The organism is Actinomyces sp. zg328 (assembly GCF_009829635.1).
GTDB classification, from domain to species: domain Bacteria; phylum Actinomycetota; class Actinomycetes; order Actinomycetales; family Actinomycetaceae; genus Actinomyces; species Actinomyces marmotae.
The window spans coordinates 61,007-80,748 of the sequence record NZ_VWPE01000003.1 but is presented as its reverse complement, the minus strand read 5'-3'; the positions used below and the strand labels follow the sequence as shown (position 1 = coordinate 80,748).

The 19,742-nt window shown below is 71.6% G+C and carries 15 protein-coding genes; 13 read left to right on the top strand and 2 right to left on the bottom strand.

Annotation, left to right across the window (positions count from 1 at the left end):
- Positions 1-12: 12 nt before the first annotated feature.
- Complete coding sequence (locus GVV75_RS02785; protein ID WP_159523710.1) at positions 13-633, bottom strand: DUF47 domain-containing protein; 621 nt, start codon at positions 631-633, stop codon at positions 13-15.
- A gap of 440 nt (positions 634-1,073) precedes the next feature.
- Positions 1,074-1,745, bottom strand: coding sequence for a response regulator transcription factor (locus GVV75_RS02780; RefSeq protein ID WP_159523708.1), 672 nt, complete (start codon positions 1,743-1,745; stop codon positions 1,074-1,076).
- 240 nt (positions 1,746-1,985) lie between these two features.
- Here GVV75_RS02780 and GVV75_RS02775 point away from each other — a divergent pair, with 240 nt between their 5' ends.
- From GVV75_RS02775 to ppdK, 13 genes are all read left to right on the top strand, one after another.
- Positions 1,986-2,792, top strand: coding sequence for a tellurium resistance protein TerC (locus tag GVV75_RS02775; RefSeq protein ID WP_159523706.1), 807 nt, complete (start codon positions 1,986-1,988; stop codon positions 2,790-2,792).
- 111 nt (positions 2,793-2,903) lie between these two features.
- Positions 2,904-3,608, top strand: coding sequence for an FABP family protein (locus GVV75_RS02770; RefSeq protein WP_159813366.1), 705 nt, complete (start codon positions 2,904-2,906; stop codon positions 3,606-3,608).
- Positions 3,608-4,921: a CAF17-like 4Fe-4S cluster assembly/insertion protein YgfZ gene (ygfZ, locus tag GVV75_RS02765; protein ID WP_159523702.1), complete on the top strand. Its 1,314-nt coding sequence runs from the start codon at positions 3,608-3,610 to the stop codon at positions 4,919-4,921. The genes GVV75_RS02770 and ygfZ overlap by 1 nt, the downstream gene beginning before the upstream one ends.
- An 85-nt stretch (positions 4,922-5,006) precedes the next feature.
- A complete protein-coding gene (locus GVV75_RS02760) occupies positions 5,007-5,438 on the top strand; it encodes a DUF2516 family protein (protein WP_159523752.1) in 432 nt (143 codons plus the stop codon).
- A complete protein-coding gene (gene dtd, locus GVV75_RS02755) occupies positions 5,438-5,863 on the top strand; it encodes a D-aminoacyl-tRNA deacylase (protein WP_159523700.1) in 426 nt (141 codons plus the stop codon). The genes GVV75_RS02760 and dtd overlap by 1 nt, the downstream gene beginning before the upstream one ends.
- Positions 5,864-6,538, top strand: coding sequence for a 4'-phosphopantetheinyl transferase family protein (locus GVV75_RS02750; RefSeq protein ID WP_159813364.1), 675 nt, complete (start codon positions 5,864-5,866; stop codon positions 6,536-6,538).
- An 81-nt stretch (positions 6,539-6,619) separates the two neighbouring features.
- Positions 6,620-7,258, top strand: a complete 639-nt coding sequence (locus GVV75_RS02745; protein WP_236266038.1) for a hypothetical protein — start codon at positions 6,620-6,622, stop codon at positions 7,256-7,258.
- Positions 7,259-7,428: 170 nt separating this feature from the next.
- Positions 7,429-10,005: an ATP-dependent Clp protease ATP-binding subunit gene (locus GVV75_RS02740; protein WP_159523696.1), complete on the top strand. Its 2,577-nt coding sequence runs from the start codon at positions 7,429-7,431 to the stop codon at positions 10,003-10,005.
- A gap of 273 nt (positions 10,006-10,278) precedes the next feature.
- On the top strand, positions 10,279-12,081 hold the full coding sequence (locus tag GVV75_RS02735; RefSeq protein WP_235905290.1) for an MFS transporter: 1,803 nt from the start codon (positions 10,279-10,281) through the stop codon (positions 12,079-12,081).
- Positions 12,082-12,411: 330 nt separating this feature from the next.
- On the top strand, positions 12,412-13,860 hold the full coding sequence (locus GVV75_RS02730) for a hypothetical protein (RefSeq protein WP_159813362.1): 1,449 nt from the start codon (positions 12,412-12,414) through the stop codon (positions 13,858-13,860).
- Positions 13,854-15,578: a GT4 family glycosyltransferase PelF gene (gene pelF, locus GVV75_RS02725; protein WP_159523692.1), complete on the top strand. Its 1,725-nt coding sequence runs from the start codon at positions 13,854-13,856 to the stop codon at positions 15,576-15,578. Before GVV75_RS02730 ends, pelF begins: the two co-directional genes overlap by 7 nt.
- The gene (locus GVV75_RS02720) at positions 15,575-16,651 is read left to right on the top strand and encodes a putative glycoside hydrolase (protein WP_159813360.1); all 1,077 of its coding nucleotides are present in this window, start codon (positions 15,575-15,577) and stop codon (positions 16,649-16,651) included. Before pelF ends, GVV75_RS02720 begins: the two co-directional genes overlap by 4 nt.
- 136 nt (positions 16,652-16,787) lie before the next feature.
- Complete coding sequence (ppdK, locus tag GVV75_RS02715) at positions 16,788-19,502, top strand: pyruvate, phosphate dikinase (protein WP_159717084.1); 2,715 nt, start codon at positions 16,788-16,790, stop codon at positions 19,500-19,502.
- Positions 19,503-19,742 lie beyond the last annotated feature (240 nt).

Below are 19,742 nucleotides of genomic sequence, written 5' to 3'. Positions count from 1 at the left end.
GGCATCGATTCGTCAGGAGTCGCGCACGGCGATCGACTCGACTGTGTTCGCCAGGGACTCGAAGGCGTCGATCGCGGCCTCCATGCGCTCGATGATCTCCTTGCGCTTGATGAGGCTGACGGGGTCCATCTCCTCCTCGAAGAGCCTGCCGATGCCGGCGCGGTAGATCTGGTCGCCGTGGTTCTCCAGTTCGTTGATCTTTACCCAGTAGCTCTCCAAGTCCTTGAGGGACTTCAGGCGGGGCATGGCCTGCGCGGTGAGCTCGGCGCACTGCTTGAGGATGTCGACCAGGTCGTGGCAGGCCTGGGGCAGGATGCCGACGTGGTAGAGGACGATGCAGTCGCCGGCCTCGTCGACCAGGTCCATGCAGTCGTCCATGGTGGAGCCGAGCAGGTGGAGGTCCTCACGGTCCAGCGGGGTGACGAAGGTGGCGTTGATGAGGCGCTGGAACTCGTGGTGCGAGTCGTCCGCCGCGTGCTCCTCCGCGTGGAGGGTCTCGCGGAGGCTGGTGCGCTCCTCGCGGTCGGCGGCGACGATCTGCTCGAGGACATCGCAGGCGATGACGAGGTGGCGAGCGGATCTCGACAGCAGGTCGAAGAGGGCCTCGTCATTGTTGCGGGGGTGGATGCGCACGGATGGCTCCTTGCTGGTCTGGGCGGCTCGGATCGCCGCTCCTGTCATGAATGCGCGGCCCCGGATTCTTCCGGGGCGGGGGCCCGGAGACGGTCGGCTTGCTGATGGCGGCCGCCTCGGGAGATGGTCGATTCAGGTGAGCACGGGTGATCGGGACCTCAAGTGTGGTGCGGGTTCTCTGCCGTGGTGTCGTTCTCGAGAAGGAATCGTGTGTTGAGGACGCCGGGCCGCAGGAGCGCCAGTCGGCGCGAATGCCGCTCGCGGCGGCGTGAGGTGGAGCCCGGGGCCCGTCGCGACCCGGCGTCGGCTTCAAGGTAGCAGCAGCGTCGCGCGTGCGCCAAAGACGCCGGAGCCGAAAGCACTGGGGCCGGTCGCGGTGGTCCTGGCGGGGGCGCTCGCGGACTGGTATCGCCTGGCATGGTCGCGCGCCCTGGGCGCCCCTAGATGATCCCCGGGGCATCGAGACGGTAGCCCACATTGCGGACCGTCCCGATGAACTGGTCGTACTCCGTGCCGAGCTTCGCGCGCAGGCGGCGCACATGGACATCCACCGTCCGCGCCCCGCCGATGTAGTCCTGGCCCCAGACCTCGTCCAGGAGCGTCTCCCGGGTCAGGACCCGGCCCCGGTTGATCGCCATGAACTTGAGCAACTCGAACTCCTTGTAGGTGAGATCGAGGATCTCCCCGTGGATCCTGGCGGTGTAGGCGGTGACATCGATGACGAGGTCGCCGACCTCCAGGCGGTCCTCCCTAGGGGCCTGGGAGGGGGGCGCGGCGCGGCGCAGCATCCGCAGTCTCGCGGCGAGCTCGGCGGGGGAGGACCCGGCCATGACGAAGTCGGAGGCTCCCCAGTCGTCCTGGAGCGCCGCGGCCCCGCCGTCGTCGACGACGAGCAGGATAGGCCCGCACTCCATCGGCCCGCTCAGGAGCTGGCACAGGGCTCGCGCCCGGGTCAGGTCCGCCCTGGCGTCGATGAGGATCGCGTCGGCGTCGTCGACCGCGCCGTAGTTCGCCGGGAGCGGGGGCAGGCAGGTGATGGTCACATCGAGGAACGATGCGGCGGGAAGCGCGTCCGCGGGGTCGGCGGCGTGGGTGAACATGACGACGCGCATGCGATCCCTCTCCTCGGACCCTCCTGGGCATTGCCGGATAGGCCGTCCCGGGTGGCGCGGGGCTGGTGCCCGGGCGCCCTCGGGGGCCTCCCCAAGTGAAGCACACGTCATGCGATCGCGCTGGGGTGTGCGACGATACGAGTCGTGGACACCCCTGCCAATCCCCAGAGCGGTCTCGGGCGCCCGGCGCCCGCACCCGCCTCCTCGCGCCCCGGATACGGCACCCGGCGCGGGAGCGGCGTGCCGAAGGAGCCCGGCATCGTGGACCCCGCCTGGACCCGCTTGGCGGTGGCCGGTCTCATCCCCGTCCTCCTCGCCGCCTCGGCCCCCATGGCGGTGTGGGCGCGGATGGTCCTCGTCGTCGTCCTCATCCTGGCCATGGCGCAGGGGTGGCCGGCCCTCGTCCGGGCCCGCCACGATTCGGGGTCGACGTCGGTGATCGCCCTGACGGGGGTCGTGGGCGCGTTGGCCGTGGCCTGGCGGCAGGACTACGGCGCCGCCGGTGTCGTCATGGCGCTGTCCGTCCTCATCGCATTCGTCGCTCAGATGCTCCGCAAGGGGGATCGGAGGGGATTGCTTGAGAGCTTGTCCTCGACGGTCTCCGGCGCCCTCGTGGCGATCTCCGGCGCCGCCTGGTGCGCGCTGGAGCCCGGTGTGGCCGACCCCGCCGTCATCGTCCCATGCAGCCTGGCGCTGTTCATCGGCGCGCTGCTGACCACGCTGGAGGCGCGAGCCAGCGTCCTGGAGACCCTCACCATGACGCTGCCCGCGGTGATCTCGGGCGCGGTTGGCGGGCTGCTCGCCCTCATCGGGTTCTTCGGACCGGCGCACACGGGGCTCGGCGAGGCCGCTCAGTCCGGGGCGGCCTGCCTCATCGTGGGCTTCACGGCTGGCGTCCTCATGGCAGCCGCGAACCGCGTGCTGTGGACGCACCAGTGGGTTCCCGGCGGGCGGGCCGCGATCGCCAGCGCCATCGTGCCGATCCTCGCTGTCGGAGCGCCGTCGTACGCCATCGCCCGCCTCATGGGCAGCTTCGTCGCCGGCTAGCCATCGCGCCGAGACCGGTCGAAAATAGGAGCGAGACCGGTCCGCGGACCGGTCTCGCTCCTATTTTCGACCGGTCTCGGCGAGAGGGGCGGGGCGGCTTAGGGTGGGGGCATGACTTTCTCCCTCCCCGAGGACCTGGCCCCCGAGCTCTACCCGCTCGCCTGGCTGGTCGGTACCTGGCGCGGCTACGGCGTGCTCACCTACGGCGAGACCATTCCCGAGCAGGCGGTTTACCAGGAGATCGTCTTCGAGCACGACGGCGGTCCCTACCTGCGCCAGATCACCACCGTGTGGACCCTGGACACCACGCGATCGGAGGACCTCGACTTCGAGGTTCCCGGGCTCGAGGGCGCCACGCGCATCGCCCCGGCTCAGATCTGGTCCACGGAGACCGCCTATTGGCGCCCCGTCGGCCAGGAGGCCCCCGACGCCGACGACGCCGACACCCGCACCCCGATCACCCGCCTCGAGGTGGTCTCCGCCGATCCGGCCGGGCAGGTCGGCGTCTGGGAGGGCTGGATCCAGGGCCCCCGCGCCCAGATCGGCACCCAGGCCGTGGGCCGCACCCGCACCAGCGCCCCCCTGACCGAGATGACCCGCGTCCTCGGGCTCGTGGGCGGCGATCTCATGTGGGCGCAGGACATGGCCGCCTTCGGCCAGGACCTGCAGAGCTACGCCTCCGGCCGCCTCGGGCGGGTCGAGGATCCCGAGGACCCCGCCGCCCAGCCGGGCGCGCTCCTATCCGACGCCCCTGGGCTCCCCGAGCCGGCCGGTGCCCCCGCGCAGGGGGCCGACGACGCCGGGGCGGCCCAGTGATGCGCCCCTCACCTCTGCTGGACTGGCCGGACGCCATCGCCGAGGACGCCACTGGTCCCGACGCCGCCGTTCCCGCGCATTACGGCAATCCCCTGCGCGAGCAGGCAGCCCTGGTCGACGGGCAGGCCATCACCGCGCTGGCCAGAGACGTCGTGGCGGTGAGCGGCCCGGACCGCCTGTCCTGGCTCACCACGCTGACCAGCCAGGACCTGACCCCCCTGGCCCCGGGCGACGGCGGGGCCGAGGCCCTCATCCTGGACGCCCAGGGGCGGATCCGCCATGCGCTGGCCGTCCTCGACGACGGCGCCACCGCCTGGATCGTCGTCGACGCGGGCGAAGGGCCGGCGCTCGTTGAGCACCTGGAAAGGATGCGCTTCATGCTGCGCGTCGAGGCGTCCCTGCGCGACGACGTCGCCGCCCTGGGCGCGCTGGGCAGCGGCGCCGCCGCCCTTGAGGAGGCGGTCCGCTCCACCCGCCCCGGGGGCGATGAGCCGCCCGCGGAGCCGGAGGCTCCCGCGCCGTCCCTCCCCACGGCGGCGACCTGGCGTGACCCCTGGCCCGGCGTCGTCGACGGCGGGACGAGCTACGACGTCGGCCTCGAATCCTCCCGGCATCCGGGGGAGGGCTATCGCGCGGCCATGGTGCTCGCCCCCGCCGGGTGGGTCGCGGATATCGCCCGGTCCTTCCTGAATGGGGGCCCGGGGCGGAGGCTGGCTGGGGCACAGGCCTGGGAGGCGCTGCGCGTCGAGGCGGGGCGCCCCCGCTGGGCCCGCGAGGCCGATGAACGTGCGATCCCGCACGAACTCGACTGGCTGCGCACCGCCGTCCACCTGGACAAGGGCTGCTACCCGGGCCAGGAGACAGTGGCCCGCACCCTCAACCTCGGGCGCCCCCCACGGCGCCTCGCCCTCCTGCAGCTTGACGGCCTGACGGGTCAGGCGCCCCTCCCCGGCGCCCCCGTGCGCCTGGGGGAGCGCGTGGTGGGCGCCGTGACGAGCGCGGCCCGCCATCACGAGCTCGGGCCGATCGCCCTGGCGCTCCTGCGCCGGGGTGTGCCCCCGGACGCGGCTCTCCTCGTCGATGTCGTGGAGGCCGACGAGGCCGGGGGCGCGGGGGAGGACGACGGCGCGGCGCCCCCGGTGGTCCTTGGCGCGGTGGATGCCGCTCAGGAGCCCCTGGTCAGCCCCGAGGGGCGGGCGCAGGCCAGCCCCGCCGAACGGCCGGGCGCGGGGCTGCGGGCCGCGGGCCGCAGCATCGGGCTCGGCAACGGCGGATCGAGCGGCGGCCTGGCTAGCGGGCCCCGCACGGCCTGAACCGCTTGAACCGCCTGAGCCCTCGCCCCTGGGCGCGGCGGCCTCCTGGCCCGCCTCATTGCCCCGCTAAGGTAGGGGCGTGAGCATGTTGACCGCTACCGCGAATGCCCTCGCCGGGGCCGTCGCCTACCTGCAACTGGCCTTCATCCTGGTCGCCTTGGCGCTGGGCGCGTGGGCCGTGGTGGACTCGCTCACCCACCGGCCCGATCATTACGTCGCCGCGGGCAAGCGCAGCAAGGGCTTCTGGGTCGGCCTCAACGCCGTGGGCATCATCGTCGTCCTGCTCACGGGGGGCCTGTCGGCGCTCGAGCTACTGGGGGCGGTGGTCACCTCGGGCGTGCGTGGCATCGCCGGTCTTCGGCCCCAGTCCCTGGGCCTGCTGGGCCTGCTGGGGATGGTGGCCAACGCGGTCTACCTCGCCGATGCGCGCCCCGCCCTCCAGGTGTACCGCCCGATCCGGGTGCGCTCGCGGATCCGCCGCCCGGGCGGTGGGGGCCTGAAGGGCCGGTGGCGCTGATGCGCGCCGTCCTCCAGCGCGTCACGCGCGCGGCCGTGCGGGTCGACGGCGACGTCGTTGGCGAGATCACGCGCCCAGGACTCATGGCGCTCGTGGGCGCCACTCATGACGACGGCCCTGCGCAGGTGGCCACGATCGCCCGCAAGATCGCGGACCTGCGCCTCCTGGCCGGCGAGCACTCCGTCACCGAGGCCGGCGCGCCCGTGCTCGTCGTCTCCCAGTTCACCCTCTACGGGGACGCGCGCAAGGGGCGGCGCCCCACCTGGAACGCGGCCGCTCCCGGCCCCGTGGCCGAGCCGCTGATCGACGCCGTCGTGGCGGATCTGCGCGAGCGCGGCCTGGAGGTGGCCACGGGCCGATTCGGCGCTGATATGCGCATCGACATGGAGGCTGACGGCCCGGTGACGATCCTGGTGGAGGCCTGAGTGAGCGGTGGCCCGGCGCGGCTCCTCACAGAGTTAGTGCCCGGCTCGGTCAGCGTCGCCGAGACCCGCGAGGAGCTCGATGAGGCCCTCCACGGCGAGGAGGCCGCCCTCGCCGAGCGCATGTCCGACCGGCGGTGCCGGGAGTTCACCACCGTCCGGGGCTGCGCCCGCCGCGCCCTGCGCGGCCTGGGCCACCGGCGTCCGCCCATGGTGCCCGGTGGCGCGGGCGAGCCGGCCTGGCCCGCGGGCGTCGTCGGCTCCATGACCCACTGCGAGCGTTACCGCGCCGCCGCGGTGGCGCGCCAGGAGGACGTGGACTGCCTGGGCATCGATGCGGAGCCCAACGCGCCGCTCCCGGCGGGCGTGCTGGCGCGGGTGGCGACGACGCCGGAGGAGATCGGCGGCCTTGGCCGCCTCGCCGCGGAGCGGCCCGATGTCGCCGTCGACAGGCTCCTGTTCAGCGTCAAGGAGAGCCTGTACAAGGCCTGGTACCCGCGGGAGGCGCGATGGCTGGGCTTCGGCGATGCCCTGGTGCGCCTCGCCGATGGCGAGTTCACCGCGGATCTGACCGATCCCCGGCCCGGTGGGCGGACGAGGCGCCTTCACGGCAGGTGGATCCTCGCCGAGGGCACCATCGCCACGGCTGTCGTCGTGCCTGCGGGCCGGTGGGCGTGACCGGCGCGCGCCAGTTCTCCAGGGGTATGACCCCAGTTCTCGCGGGTTGCGTGACGCGGCGGCGCTGAGGACACTGTGCGTGTGACCCGTCGCACGCGCCCGCACCTGGCTCGCCTCCTCGCGGCCGTAGCCGCCGCAGGCGCCGCAGGCGCGGTTGCCGTCGGCTACGTGGCCGGGCGCCTGCGCCCGCGCGGGAACGACGCCGAACCCCTGCCCGGCGACGGCCTCCTTCCTGGCGCCACTCTCGTCGAGACCCACGAGACGGTGCTCACGGCGTCGGCCGCCGCCGTGTGGCCCTGGCTCGTCCAGATGGGCTATGGGCGCGGCGGCTTCTACACCTTCGACGTCCTCCAGAGGCTCGCCGGCCTGGGCATCGTCAACGCCGACGTCATCGACTCGGCCTGGCAGGACCTCGCCGAGGGCGACCGCGTGCGCCTCGCCGAGGATCTGAGCCTCGCCGTCGCCCTCCTGGAGCCCGAGCGCTGCCTCGTCCTGTCCAGTCAGGGCGGCAGCGCCCCGGCCGGCTCGGGAATGGACTTCGACTTCACCTGGGCCTTCGTCCTCGCCCCGACGGCGTCTGGGGCGTGCCGCCTGATCGTGCGCGAGCGGTACGCGCCGCACACGCCCGCCGCCGCCAGGATGGTGCGCTCCGCCCGACCGGTGGCCCGGCTCATGACGCACGGCATGCTCCACGGCCTGCGCCACCGCGCCCAGGCTTGAGTCGTTCCCGCTCAACTCTGCTCACGCCCACCGCGAACAGGGGGGTGGGGCCCCATGCCCCGCCGTTAGCCTTGGCAGCACGTGCCCGCGCTGGGCCCGCTCGCGCTCATCGAGTGCTCGCGGTTGTCCGGCGCCCCAACCGACCGCGCGTGCCGAGGAGATAACCCGCGATGTTCGAACGCTTCACCGACCGCGCCCGCCGCGTCGTCGTCCTTGCCCAGGACGAGGCTCGGGCGCTCAACCACAACTACATCGGCACGGAGCACCTCCTTCTCGGCCTCATCCACGAGGGCGAGGGCGTGGCCGCCAAGGCCCTGGAGTCGATGCAGATCTCCCTGGACGCCGTGCGTGCCCAGGTCGTCGAGGTCATCGGCGAGGGACAGGCGGCGCCCAGCGGCCACATCCCCTTCACCCCCCGCGCCAAGAAGGTCCTCGAGCTCTCGCTGCGCGAGGCCCTGCAGCTCGGGCACAACTACATCGGCACCGAGCACATCCTGCTCGGCCTGCTGCGCGAGGGCGAGGGCACGGCCGCCCAGGTGCTCATCAAACTCGGCGCGGACCTGTCCTCCGTGCGCCAGACCGTCATGCAGATGCTCTCGGGCTATGAGGGCAAGGAGGCTGTCACCGCCGGCGGCCCCTCCAAGGAGGGCACGCCGTCGGGCAGCGCCATCCTCGACCAGTTCGGGCGCAACCTCACCGCGGCCGCGCGCGAGGGCAAGCTCGACCCGGTCATCGGCCGTCACAAGGAGATGGAGAGGGTCATGCAGATCCTCTCCCGGCGCACCAAGAACAACCCCGTCCTCATCGGGGAGCCCGGCGTGGGCAAGACCGCTGTCGTCGAGGGCCTTAGCCAGGCCATCGTCCACGGCGACGTCCCGGAGACCCTGCGTGACAAGCAGCTCTACTCCCTGGACATGGGCAGCCTCGTGGCGGGCTCGCGCTACCGCGGTGATTTCGAGGAGCGCCTCAAGAAGGTCCTCAAGGAGGTGCGCACGCGGGGGGACATCGTCCTGTTCATCGACGAGATCCACACGCTCGTGGGCGCCGGCGCCGCCGAGGGCGCCGTCGACGCCGCCTCCATCCTCAAGCCCATGCTCGCTCGGGGCGAGCTCCAGACCATCGGCGCCACCACGCTGGAGGAGTACCGCAAGATCGAGAAGGACGCCGCCCTGGAGCGCCGCTTCCAGCCGGTGACCGTGGACCAGCCCAGCATCGAGGAGACCATCGGCATCCTCACCGGGCTGCGGGACCGCTACGAGGCCTTCCACCGCGTCGTCATCACCGACGAGGCCATTGAGGCCGCCGCCAAGCTCGCCGACCGCTACATCAACGACCGATTCCTGCCGGACAAGGCCATCGACCTGGTCGACGAGGCCGGCGCCCGCCTGCGCATCCGGCGCATGACCGCTCCTCAGGAGCTGCGCGACATCGATGAGAGGATCGCCGAGGTCAAGCGCGAGAAGGAGTCCGCGATCGACGACCAGGACTTCGAGCGCGCCGCCGCCCTGCGCGACGACGAGCGCCGCCTGGCCGAGGAGCGCACCGCCAAGGAGAAGGCCTGGAAGGACGGGGACCTGGATCAGGTCGCAGAGGTCGATGAGAACCTCATCGCCGAGGTCCTGGCCATGTCCACCGGCATCCCCGTGGTCAAGCTGACCGAGGCGGAGTCCTCCAAGCTGCTCAACATGGAGGCCGAGCTCCACAAGCGCATCGTCGGCCAGAACAAGGCCATCGAGGCGATCTCCAAGTCCATCCGCCGCACCCGGGCCGGCCTGAAGGACCCCAAGCGCCCAGGCGGCTCGTTCATCTTCGCCGGCCCCACCGGCGTGGGCAAGACCGAACTCGCCAAGGCCTTGGCGGAGTTCCTCTTCGACGACGAGGACGCCCTCATCCAGCTCGACATGTCCGAATTCGCCGAGAAGCACACGGTCTCGCGCCTCTTCGGCGCGCCTCCGGGCTACGTGGGCTACGACGAGGGTGGCCAGCTCACCGAGAAGGTGCGTCGTCGGCCCTTCTCCGTGGTGCTCTTCGACGAGGTGGAGAAGGCCCATCCGGACATCTTCAACTCGCTCCTGCAGATCCTGGAGGACGGGCACCTCTCCGACGCCCAGGGCCGGGAGGTCGACTTCAAGAACACCGTCATCATCATGACGACCAACCTCGGTTCGAAGGACATCGGCAAGTCCGTGGCCACTGGCTTCCAGTCCACCGAGTCCGGCGCCATGGACTACGAGGAGATGAAGGCCCACGTCAACCGCGAGCTCAAGCAGCAGTTCCGGCCCGAGTTCCTCAACCGCGTGGACGACCTCATCGTCTTCCCGCAGCTGACCAAGCCGGAGGTGCGCGAGATCGTCGACCTCATGATCGCCCGCCTCGACAAGCGCATGAGCGAGCAGGAGATGACGATCGAGCTGACCGACGCCGCCAAGGAGTTGCTCGCCGAGCGGGGCTTCGACCCGGTTCTCGGCGCCCGCCCGCTGCGCCGCGCCATCCAGCGCGACATCGAGGACGCCCTGAGCGAGAAGATCCTCTTCGGTGAGATCGAGCGCGGCCAGAAGATCATCGTCGATGCCCACGGCGAGGGGATCCTCGGGGAGTTCACCTTCCGCGGCGAGGCTATCCCCGCCACCCCCGAGCAGGAGGCCGCCGTCGCCGACGCCGAGAGGGTCGTCGAGGAGGCCGCCACGGTCGAGGACGCGTGGGGCCAGGACTCGCCGGAGGCCACCGAGGCTCCCCAGGTGGGTTGACCTCCCCATCGGCATGCTCCCGGGAGGAGCCCGTCGGCGCCAGGGAAATGGCGGCCTGACGGGCTCCTCCTCATCCTCGGGCCCGCGTCGGCGCCGTCCGGGGGAGCCCATCGGCTGTGACCGTCACCCTGACGATACGTCGTGACCTGGTGGTATGGTCTTGGAACGTTCCGGCGACCCTGCTCGCCGCGATGCGGGCAGGCGCGGCCCGGCTCTACCGCTCCTTCCGCCCGGCCCAGAGGTCGGGCTGCCGGCCCGACGCGCCTGCCGACCATGCCCGACGACGATCGGAAGTCGATGGATAACAGGATCCCTGCCACCGAGAAGAGCCTTCAGGAACGAGCATCCCGCGCCAGCGCGAAGGGCGACCGGAGGCGCGCCGAGCGGTTGCGCCGTGAGCAGCGCCGGCTCGCCTACCTGCGCCGCAGGCGCCGTCTGCGCGCCGACGACGTCACCGTCGTCGAGGAATCGGCGCTGCGCAGGGCGATCCTCGGCTCCGTCGTGGGCAACATCATGGAGTGGTACGACGTCGGCGTCTTCGCCTACGTCGCCGTGCTCGTGGGGCAGGCCTTCCTGCCCAGCGCCTCCCCCGTGGCACAGAACCTCTTCTCGCTGGGGGTCTTCGCCGTCACCTTTGTGGCCCGGCCGCTGGGCGGGGTCATCCTCGGCCAGCTCGGCGACCGCCTGGGCCGCAAGGAGGTCCTGGCCTTCACCCTCATGATGATGGCGCTGGCGACCTTCGGCATCGGGATCCTGCCCCCGGCCAGTGTCCTGGGCGTGTGGGCGCCGATCCTGCTCATCTGCCTCAAGCTCGTCCAGGGCTTCTCCACCGGCGGCGAGTACGCCGGCGCCACGACCTTCGTCACCGAGTATGCCCCCGACAAGCGCCGCGGCTTCTACGCCGCCATGCTCGACTGGGGCTCCTACATCGGCAACGCGCTGGGCGCGGGCTTCGTCACCGTCCTCATGCTCACCCTGCCCAGGGACTTCATGGCCACCTGGGGGTGGCGCATCCCCTTCCTCATCGCCCTGCCGATGGGCGCCATCGCCCTCTACTTGAGGGCCCGCATCGAGGACACCCCCGCCTTCCGCGGCGCCCAGGCGGAGACCGAGGACGAGGAGCCCGCGGACCTGGCGGCCGTGGAAACCGAGATCATGAAGCCGGAGGAGGGGCCCCTGGGCTTTAAGGAGATGGTGCGGACCTACTGGCGGGAGCTGGGCATCGCGATCATCCTCGTGGCCGGCGCCAACACCGTGGGCTACGCCCTCACCTCCTACATGCCGACCTACCTGACCACCACCCTCGGCCTCGACGCCGAGCGCGGCCCCCTCCTCACCCTGCCCATCCTCGTCCTCGTGGCCTTCCTCGTGCCGGCCTGTGGCCGGCTGTCGGACCACGTGGGCCGCCGCCCCGTCCTCCTGTCCGCGGCGCTGAGCACGATCGTGCTGTCCGTGCCCGTCTTCCTGCTGCTGGAGCGCAAGGAGGTCTGGTCGGTCCTGCTCGGCTTGGCCCTGCTGGCCTACCCGACGGCGGCTTACGTCGGGAACCTGGCCGCCTCCCTGCCCGCGATCTTCCCCACCCGCTGCCGCTACGGGGGCATGGGCATCGCCTACAACACCGCCGTCGCCCTCTTCGGTGGCACGGCGGCTTTCATCCTGGAGGCCCTCGTGGCGTACACCGGCAGCCCCCTGGCGCCTGCCTTCTGGCTGATGGGGACCTCCGCCGCGGCCCTCGGGGCGGTCTTCGGGCTCAAGGAGACCGCCCGCCGCCCCCTGCCCGGATCCATGCCGGCCGTGGCCAGCCAGGAGGAGGTCGCCGAGCTGGTCGAGACCCAGGAGGAGAACCCCGACCTCGACGTCTCCGAGATCTTCGCGATCGCCCCGGCCCACCTCGTTGACACCGAGCCGACCGTCGAGGAGGCCCTGGCCGAGGTCGAGGTGGCCCAGGCCTGGGAAGACAAGGCTCGGGCCAGGCTCGACCGTGCCACGCGCGCCACCACCGAGGCCCTCAGGGCGGTTGATGAGGCCCGCAAGCGCGAGAGCGCATCTCCTGACTCCTCGGGCGCGCGGGGCTGACCCGCGCCGCGATAGTCCGGCCTCGTCCCGAATCATGGAATTCGGGGAAATGGTCTTGCGCACATCGCGGGCGCTTAGGCGTCGCATGTCGCCGGGTTTTCCCCCTGGCGCGAATGGCCCGGGAGGAGAGGATCGCGCTCTGATTCCAGCGCTTCCGCAAACCTGGGAAAACGCTGATCGTTTCCTGAAAGTTATTGTGTGTCACTTTGAGTGTCGTAGGCAATATCAAGTGGAGCGTATGGCGCGGTTATCGTGGAAGGGTCCTGGTCCCTGATCAGCACAGAGGCGAACCCGAAACGCCTTTACGACCTCTTGTGAGAACACAACAGAATGAGCCGCATACACGAACAGCGCCACCTGCCGCAGCGCGGGGGCCGCACACCTCTCCCTCGTGTCGACCTCACCGCACTGGTGATACCGCTTGCGCTTGGCGCCTCCATCCTCTGGCTGCTCGGCTGGCCCACCGCCAGCACCATCGCCCTTATCGCGGCGCTGGTCCTCCTGGCCGCCGGACTGCTGACATCGCCGCCCGCCGCGGCCAGGGGCGGTCGTCCCACCGGGCCCCGCGACCGTGGATCATCGCTGTGGCTCATGGTCCTGGTCATGTCCCCGGCGATCCTCCTGGGCAGCGCCTTCCCCCTCGTCGCTGACCGCCTCGCCTCGCACGCCGTGGCCGGCGTTCACCTCGAGACCCTCATCCTGTCCGCCTCGGTGGCCGTCCCCTGGCTCAGCCAGGTGGTGGGGACCCCCGTGTACCGCCTCCTCGGCTCCACCATCTCCCAGGGGCCCGGCGCCGTCAGGCGCCACTACTGCGAGCTCTGGCCCGGGCTGCTCGCCCTGTCCATCGTGCCGGCGACGGCCGTGACCGCCTGCGTCGGGATCGTCACCGGATGGGGCATCGGCGCATTGGTGGCCCACTTCGCTCTCATCATGGCGCACGTCATTTTCGTGCAGTCCCTCGTCGTGGCCGACCTCGGCTCGCGCCGCCACCTGTGGGCGCTGGGCTGGCTCGCCTACGCGATCACGCTGCTCATCGTGCCCGGCTGGTGGCTCGCGCCCCCGCTGGCCGGGGCGCTGAGTCAGATCCTCGCCATCGGCGGCGACCTGCGCGCCCTGGCCCGCCCCCGGCGCTTCGCCGTCGCCCCGGTGATCGCCGACATGTGGCGCGGCCTCATCCTGGGCGGCGTGCTGTGGGCCGACAAGCTTCTCCTGTTCGTCACCGTGGGCCGGCAGTTCGACGTCTCGCTGGTCTACCTGTGCCTCCAGCCCGCCGTCCTGGCCTACTCCTATTACTTCACCATCGCCTCGCCGCGCATCAACCAGGCCTTCACCGGCTTCCACGACGCGCTGGAGAACGAGCCCATGAGCGCCCTGCGCCGCCGGGGGGCCGCGCTGCGGCGCATGGTCACCTGGTCCCTGGCGCGCATGGCCTCGGTGGGCAGCGCCGCGACGCTCGTCGTCGTCGCCCTGACCGCCATCCTCGCCCCCGGCGACATCGCCACGGTGACGGCCGTCAGCGCCGCCAGCCTCCTCCTGGCGATCCTCACCCTCCTCGCCTATGAGATCGACCATGCCGGCGACTCCCGGGCGGCCCTGGTCCTGTCGGGGATCGCCGTCGTCCTCATCGCCGCCTCCTTCGCGGCCTTCGACTCCGTGAGCGCCTACGGCCCCATCGCCCTGGCCGCGATGGGCCTGAGCGTCATCGGCGGTCTCATCCACCACCGGCGCTGGAGCGCGCCCGAATACGCATTCTTCTGGGGAAAGGCACTGTCATGGTGAGTCTCACGCTCGATACCGCTCCGGAGGCGCTCGACGAGCGCGCCCCGCAGGCCCCCGCGCCGTTCGTGCCGGAGGAGCCCGCCCCCTCCCGGCCCGACGGCGTCCCGGCCGACGGCCACTACGAGGACGTCGACGTCGCTATCGTCATGGAGTCCACCTACCCCTACCTCAAGGGCGGGGTCTCGGCGGTCGTCCATGACATCATCACCGGAAACCCGGACAAGACCTTCGGGATCATCCACATCGCCTGGGACTCCGAGGCCCCGCACACCGACCTGTACGGCATGCCGTCCAATGTGGCCTGGGTCAGGGTGCTCTACCTGTCGATGGCCGAGCACCGCGACGACTTCCTGGCCGCCCGCCCCCGGGATCTGCGCATGAGCCGCGCCCAGCGGCGCGCCCTGTCGCGCCGGCTCCTCGGCGCGCTCATCGAGCTGGCCACCACCGGCGACGGCGAGGAGGTCTGGCGGCTCATCGACGAGGGCATGAGCCCCGCCACCCGCCGCTACCCCCTGTGGGCGCTGCTGGGCACCCAGGAGTTCATGGAGGCCTTCCGCGAGATGATGCCGGACCTGGGCATGCCCCTGTCCGAGCTCTTCTGGTGCCTGCGCGACTTCTTCTCCCTGGCGCACGCCGTCCTGGCCGATCCCGTGCCCCGCGCCGCCGTCTACCACGCCCACACCACCGGCTACGCTTCCCTGCTGGCGGCGGCCGCCGCCCGCCAGCACGGGGCCTCCTTCCTGCTCACCGAGCACAACCTCTACGTGCGCGACACCGTCAACACGCTCCTGGAGCGGCGCATGGACCTGCCGGTGCGCCTGAGCGACTACCGGGACTTCGACGTCACCGCGCGCGAGCGCATGTGGATGGCCTGGTGGATCGAGATGGGCCGCCTGTGCTACCCACACGCCGACCTCATGACCTACCTCTACCCCCGCGCCATCGAGGAGGCCCAGGACCTCGGCGGCATCCCGGACAGGTCGGTCGTCCTGCCCAACGGGCTCGACGTCGAGGAGTTCGACGCCCTGTGGACCGCCCGCCGTGAGGCGATCGAGCGCATCCACGCCGAGGGCGACCGCCACCTGTGGAGGCTCGTCTACATCGCGAGGGTTGTGCCCATCAAGGGGCTGCTCGACCTCATCGAGGCCGTCGAGATCATGCGCGAGCGCGGCATGCGCATCCACCTCGACGTCTGCGGGCCCACCGAGCACGTGCCCGAGTACTTCGATCGCTGCGCGGCCCGCATCGCCGAGTTGGGGCTCCAGGACCTCATCACCATCCGAGGCACCGTGCGCGTGCGCGACCTGCTCGACGAGTTCGACCTGTTCGTCCTGCCGAGCTACAACGAGGGCTTGCCCGTGGTTTCCCTGGAGACGATGGGAGCCGGGATCCCGACCGTCTCCTCCGACGTCGGCGCCCTGCGCTCGGTGGTGGAGGACCCGATCAAGGCCGACGACGGCGGGTTCATCGGCCCGTGCGGGCTCATGCTCACCCCCGGTGATCCTGCCCTGCTCGCCGACCGCATCAACCAGGTCATCTCCAACCCCGGCCTGTACGAGGACATGTGCCACGCGGCCCGGCGCCGCGTCGAGACCGCCTTCAACCTGGGCCTGGTCAATGCCACCTACAACCGGATCTACAACGACCTCGCGAGTCAGCGCCGCGCCGCCCCCGCGAGGGCCCTCGGGGCCGCCGAGCCGCTGGCAGGGGGCGCATGACCGGCGTCGGCGCCTGGATCCGCTACGGCGGCCCCCTCCAGGCTCAGGACGTGGAGGAGGCGGCCCGGCACTACCGGGCCGCCATCCTCCAGCCCTGGGAGACAGCCGCCGCCGCGCGCCTCAAGGAGCTCGCTCCCCATATGACGGTCCTGGCCTACCAGTGCCTGTCCTCCACGCGGGACTTCGAGCCGCCCGAGCGCCTCGCCTCCGGGATCGCCCACGCCGAGGCCGCCCGCCACGGCTGGCACGCCCGGCGCCGCGACGGCTCCCTCATCGAATGGGATGGCTATCCGGGGCATTTCCAGGCCGCCGTCTGGGACCCCGACTACCGGCGCGCCTGGGTCGAGCGCGTGCGCGAGAGGATCGCCCCCACCGCCTTCGACGGCGTCATGGCCGACAACGACGTCTTCGACGACTACTACGGCCTCGGCCTGCCCATCGAGGGCGCTGACGATCCCGCCGCGCTGCGCGACTCCCTCGGGATGCTGGTGGACGAGGCCGGCGCCGCCCTGGCGGGCATCGGCCGGATTCTCGTCCCCAACATCGCCGAGGCCCGCCGCGAGCCCGGCCGCTGGGAGCGCCACAGCGCCTGGGGCGGGGGCTTCGACGAGTGCTGGCTCGGCTGGGGCGACGACTCCTTCCTCGACGCCACCGCCGCGCTCGCCCAGGCCCATCAGCTCACCGCCCCCGGCCTGACGATCGTGCGCGCCCCCAGCGGGGGCGCCGGAGCGCCCCGGGCCCTCTACGGGTTGGCCGCCTTCTGGGTGCTGGGCGGCGGGCGTGGCGCCTTCGCCTCCACCGGCCACGACGACTACTCGCGCCTGGCCTGGATGCCCGCCCTCGACGCCGACCTCGGGGCGCCCCTGGGGCCTCCCCGGCACCGAGGCCTCCTGTGGCGGCGCGACTTCGAGCGAGGGGTCGCCATCGTCAATCTCGACGGCGCCCGCGGCGCCCGCCCCCGGCTTCCCGCCGGGCTCGTGGCGCCCGGCCCCCGGGGTGGGGCCGACGGCGCGCCCCTGCCCCGGCGCCCGCTCCTGGGCCCGAGGTCCGGGCTCATCGCCCTGCGGCCCTGAGGCCCTCCGAGCGCCGCGGGGCCCTCGGGTCGCCTCCGTTGAATCATCGCGGCTTGAACCTAGGACTGAAGTCACATTAGAGTGGGGAGGCCTGACCAGCGCGATGCCGCGCGACTGACGACTGAAAGGGGCAAGGATGCCCAAGTACGTGTACCGCTTCAGTGAGGGAGACAAGGACCAGAAGGACCTCCTGGGCGGCAAGGGTGCGAACCTCGCCGAGATGACCCGCCTCGGCCTGCCCGTTCCCCCCGGCTTCACGATCACCACCGACGCCTGCCGGGCCTACCTCGCCGACGGCGCCGTCCCCGACGAGCTCGCCGTCCAGGTGACCACCGCCCTGCGGCAGGTCGAGGAGGAGCTCGGTCGCGAGCTCGGCGCCCCCGAGGACCCCCTGCTCGTCTCCGTGCGCAGCGGCGCCAAGTTCTCCATGCCCGGCATGATGGAGACCGTCCTGAACATCGGCCTCAACGACTCCTCCGTCGATGGGCTCGCCGAGGCCAGCGGGGACGCGCGCTTCGCCTGGGACTCCTACCGCCGCCTCATCCAGATGTTCGGCAAGACCGTCCTGGACATCGATGGCGAGTACTTCTCCAGCGCCCTCGACGCCAAGAAGGCCTCGCGCGGCGTCGTTCTCGACTATGAGCTCGACGTCGACGCCCTGCGCGAGCTCGTCGAGGAGTACAAGGCCATCGTCCGCGAGCAGGCCGGCATCGACTTCCCCCAGGACCCCCGCGGCCAGCTCGACATGGCCACCGAGGCCGTCTTCCGCTCCTGGAACACCGAGCGCGCCCACATCTACCGGCGCCGCGAGAAGATCCCCCACGACCTGGGCACGGCCGTCAACGTGTGCACGATGGTCTTCGGCAACATGGGGCAGACCTCCGGCACCGGCGTCTGCTTCACCCGCGACCCCTCCACCGGCCGCTCCGGCGTCTACGGGGACTACCTCGTTAACGCCCAGGGCGAGGACGTCGTCGCCGGTATCCGCAACACCCTGTCCCTGGCGGACCTGGAGTCCCTCGACCCGGAGTCCTACAAGGACCTGCGCGCGGCCATGCGCAAGCTCGAGACCCACTACCGCGACCTGTGCGACATCGAGTTCACCATCGAGCGCGGCAAGCTGTGGCTCCTCCAGACCCGCGTGGGCAAGCGCACCGCCGCCGCGGCCTTCCGCGTGGCCACGCAGCTCGTCGACGAGAGGCTCATCACCACCGACGAGGCCCTCACCCGCGTTACCGGGGAACAGCTCAACCAGCTCATGTTCCCGCAGTTCTCCACCACGGGGGAGCGGGACCTGCTCACCAAGGCCATGCCCGCCTCGCCCGGCGCCGCCGTCGGCTTCATCGCCTTCGACAACGCCGAGGCCGTCGCCCGCGCCGAGGCCGGCGAATCCGTCATCCTCGTGCGTCGCGAGACTAACCCCGACGACCTGCCCGGCATGGTGGCCGCCTCCGGCGTGCTCACCGCGCGCGGCGGCAAGACCTCCCACGCCGCCGTCGTCGCCCGCGGCATGGGCAAGACCTGCGTGTGCGGCGCCGAGGCCCTCGAGGTCGACGCCGCGGCCAGGACCGTGCGGGTCGCCGGGCGCGACGAGCTCCTCACCAGCGAGGACATCATCGCCATCGACGGCACCACCGGCGAGGTCTTCCTCGGCTCGGTGGAGGTGGCCGACTCACCCGTCATGACCTACCTGCGCCGCGGCCTGGAGATCGCCCTGGACAGCGCCGGCGACGTCGACAACCGCGAGCTCATCACCAGCGTCGACCGCCTCATGCGCCACGCGGATAAGGTCCGGCGCCTGGCGGTGCGCGCCAACGCCGACAACCCCGACGATGCCCGTCACGCCATCCACCGCGGCGCCGAGGGCGTGGGCCTGTGCCGCACCGAGCACATGTTCCTCGGCGAGCGCAAGAAGTTCGTCCAGAACCTCATCCTGGCCTCCACCGATGCCGAGCGCGAGGCGGCCCTCGCCGCCCTCCTGCCCCTGCAGAAGGGTGACTTCGTCCAGATGTTCGAGACGATGAACGGCAAGCCCATGACCGTTCGCCTTATCGATCCGCCCCTGCACGAGTTCCTCCCCGACCTCACCGAGCTCAGCGTCAAGGTGGCCGTCGACCGGGAGAAGGGGGTCCTCGACCCCGCGGATGAGGCCCTCCTGGCCGTGGTGCGCAAGAGCCACGAGGCCAACCCCATGCTCGGCCTGCGCGGCGCCCGCCTCCTGCTGACCATGCCCGGGCTCATCGAGCTCCAGGTGCGCGCCATTGCCGAGGCCGCCGTCGAGCGCCTGCGCGCCGGGGGAGACCCGCGCCCCGAGATCATGATCCCGCTCATCGGCTCCGTCCGGGAGCTCCAGATCGCCCGCGAGCGCGCCGAGGCCGTCCTGGCCGAGGTCGGCGCCGAGTCCGGCTACGACCTCTCCTTCCCGATCGGCTGCATGATCGAGCTGCCTCGCGCCGCCGTCACCAGCTCCCACGTGGCGGAGGAGGCCGACTTCTTCTCCTTCGGCACTAACGACCTGACCCAGACCACCTGGGGCTTCTCCCGCGATGACGTCGAGACCTCCTTCGTGGGCCGCTACATCGATGAGGCGATCTTCGGCACCTCCCCGTTCGAGTCCATCGACGTCGACGGCGTGGGCGCCATGGTGCGCCTGGGTGTCGAGGGCGGCCGCTCGACCAAGCCCGGGATGAAGATGGGCGTGTGCGGCGAGCACGGCGGAGACCCCGAGTCCATCGCCTTCTTCCACTCCGCGGGCGTCGACTACGTGTCCTGCTCCCCGTTCCGCGTCCCCGTGGCGCGCCTCGAGGCCGGCCGCGCCGCCGTCCTCACCCCGGAGCCGGACCGGCAGTAGGCCTCGCGCCGCGCTCATCCGCGGCCTCGTGTGGGTCACCGGTGATGGCGCCCACTGCCTCCTCGTGGGGTGGTGGGCGCCGTCGCGCGTCCCGGCGTGCCCCGCGCCCCGTGCCCGCCTCTTTTTTTTTTTCCCCCCCCCCCCGCCGAGACCGGTCGAAAACACGGGCGAGACCGGTCGTTGTTAGGAGCGAGACCGGTTGGTTGTCCACAGGGCGGTGCTGGTGGGGCGGGGTTAGTG

Excerpts from the sequence above, each read along its gene's own strand:
- GVV75_RS02780 (WP_159523708.1), bottom strand. The coding sequence starts at position 1,745 with ATGCGCGTCGTCATGTTCACCCACGCCGCCGACCCCGCGGACGCGCTT.
- GVV75_RS02770 (WP_159813366.1), top strand. The coding sequence starts at position 2,904 with ATGACTTTCTCCCTCCCCGAGGACCTGGCCCCCGAGCTCTACCCGCTC.
- ygfZ (WP_159523702.1), top strand. The coding sequence starts at position 3,608 with ATGCGCCCCTCACCTCTGCTGGACTGGCCGGACGCCATCGCCGAGGAC.
- GVV75_RS02760 (WP_159523752.1), top strand. The coding sequence starts at position 5,007 with ATGTTGACCGCTACCGCGAATGCCCTCGCCGGGGCCGTCGCCTACCTG.
- dtd (WP_159523700.1), top strand. The coding sequence starts at position 5,438 with ATGCGCGCCGTCCTCCAGCGCGTCACGCGCGCGGCCGTGCGGGTCGAC.
- GVV75_RS02740 (WP_159523696.1), top strand. The coding sequence starts at position 7,429 with ATGTTCGAACGCTTCACCGACCGCGCCCGCCGCGTCGTCGTCCTTGCC.
- GVV75_RS02735 (WP_235905290.1), top strand. The coding sequence starts at position 10,279 with ATGCCCGACGACGATCGGAAGTCGATGGATAACAGGATCCCTGCCACC.
- GVV75_RS02730 (WP_159813362.1), top strand. The coding sequence starts at position 12,412 with ATGAGCCGCATACACGAACAGCGCCACCTGCCGCAGCGCGGGGGCCGC.
- pelF (WP_159523692.1), top strand. The coding sequence starts at position 13,854 with ATGGTGAGTCTCACGCTCGATACCGCTCCGGAGGCGCTCGACGAGCGC.
- GVV75_RS02720 (WP_159813360.1), top strand. The coding sequence starts at position 15,575 with ATGACCGGCGTCGGCGCCTGGATCCGCTACGGCGGCCCCCTCCAGGCT.
- ppdK (WP_159717084.1), top strand. The coding sequence starts at position 16,788 with ATGCCCAAGTACGTGTACCGCTTCAGTGAGGGAGACAAGGACCAGAAG.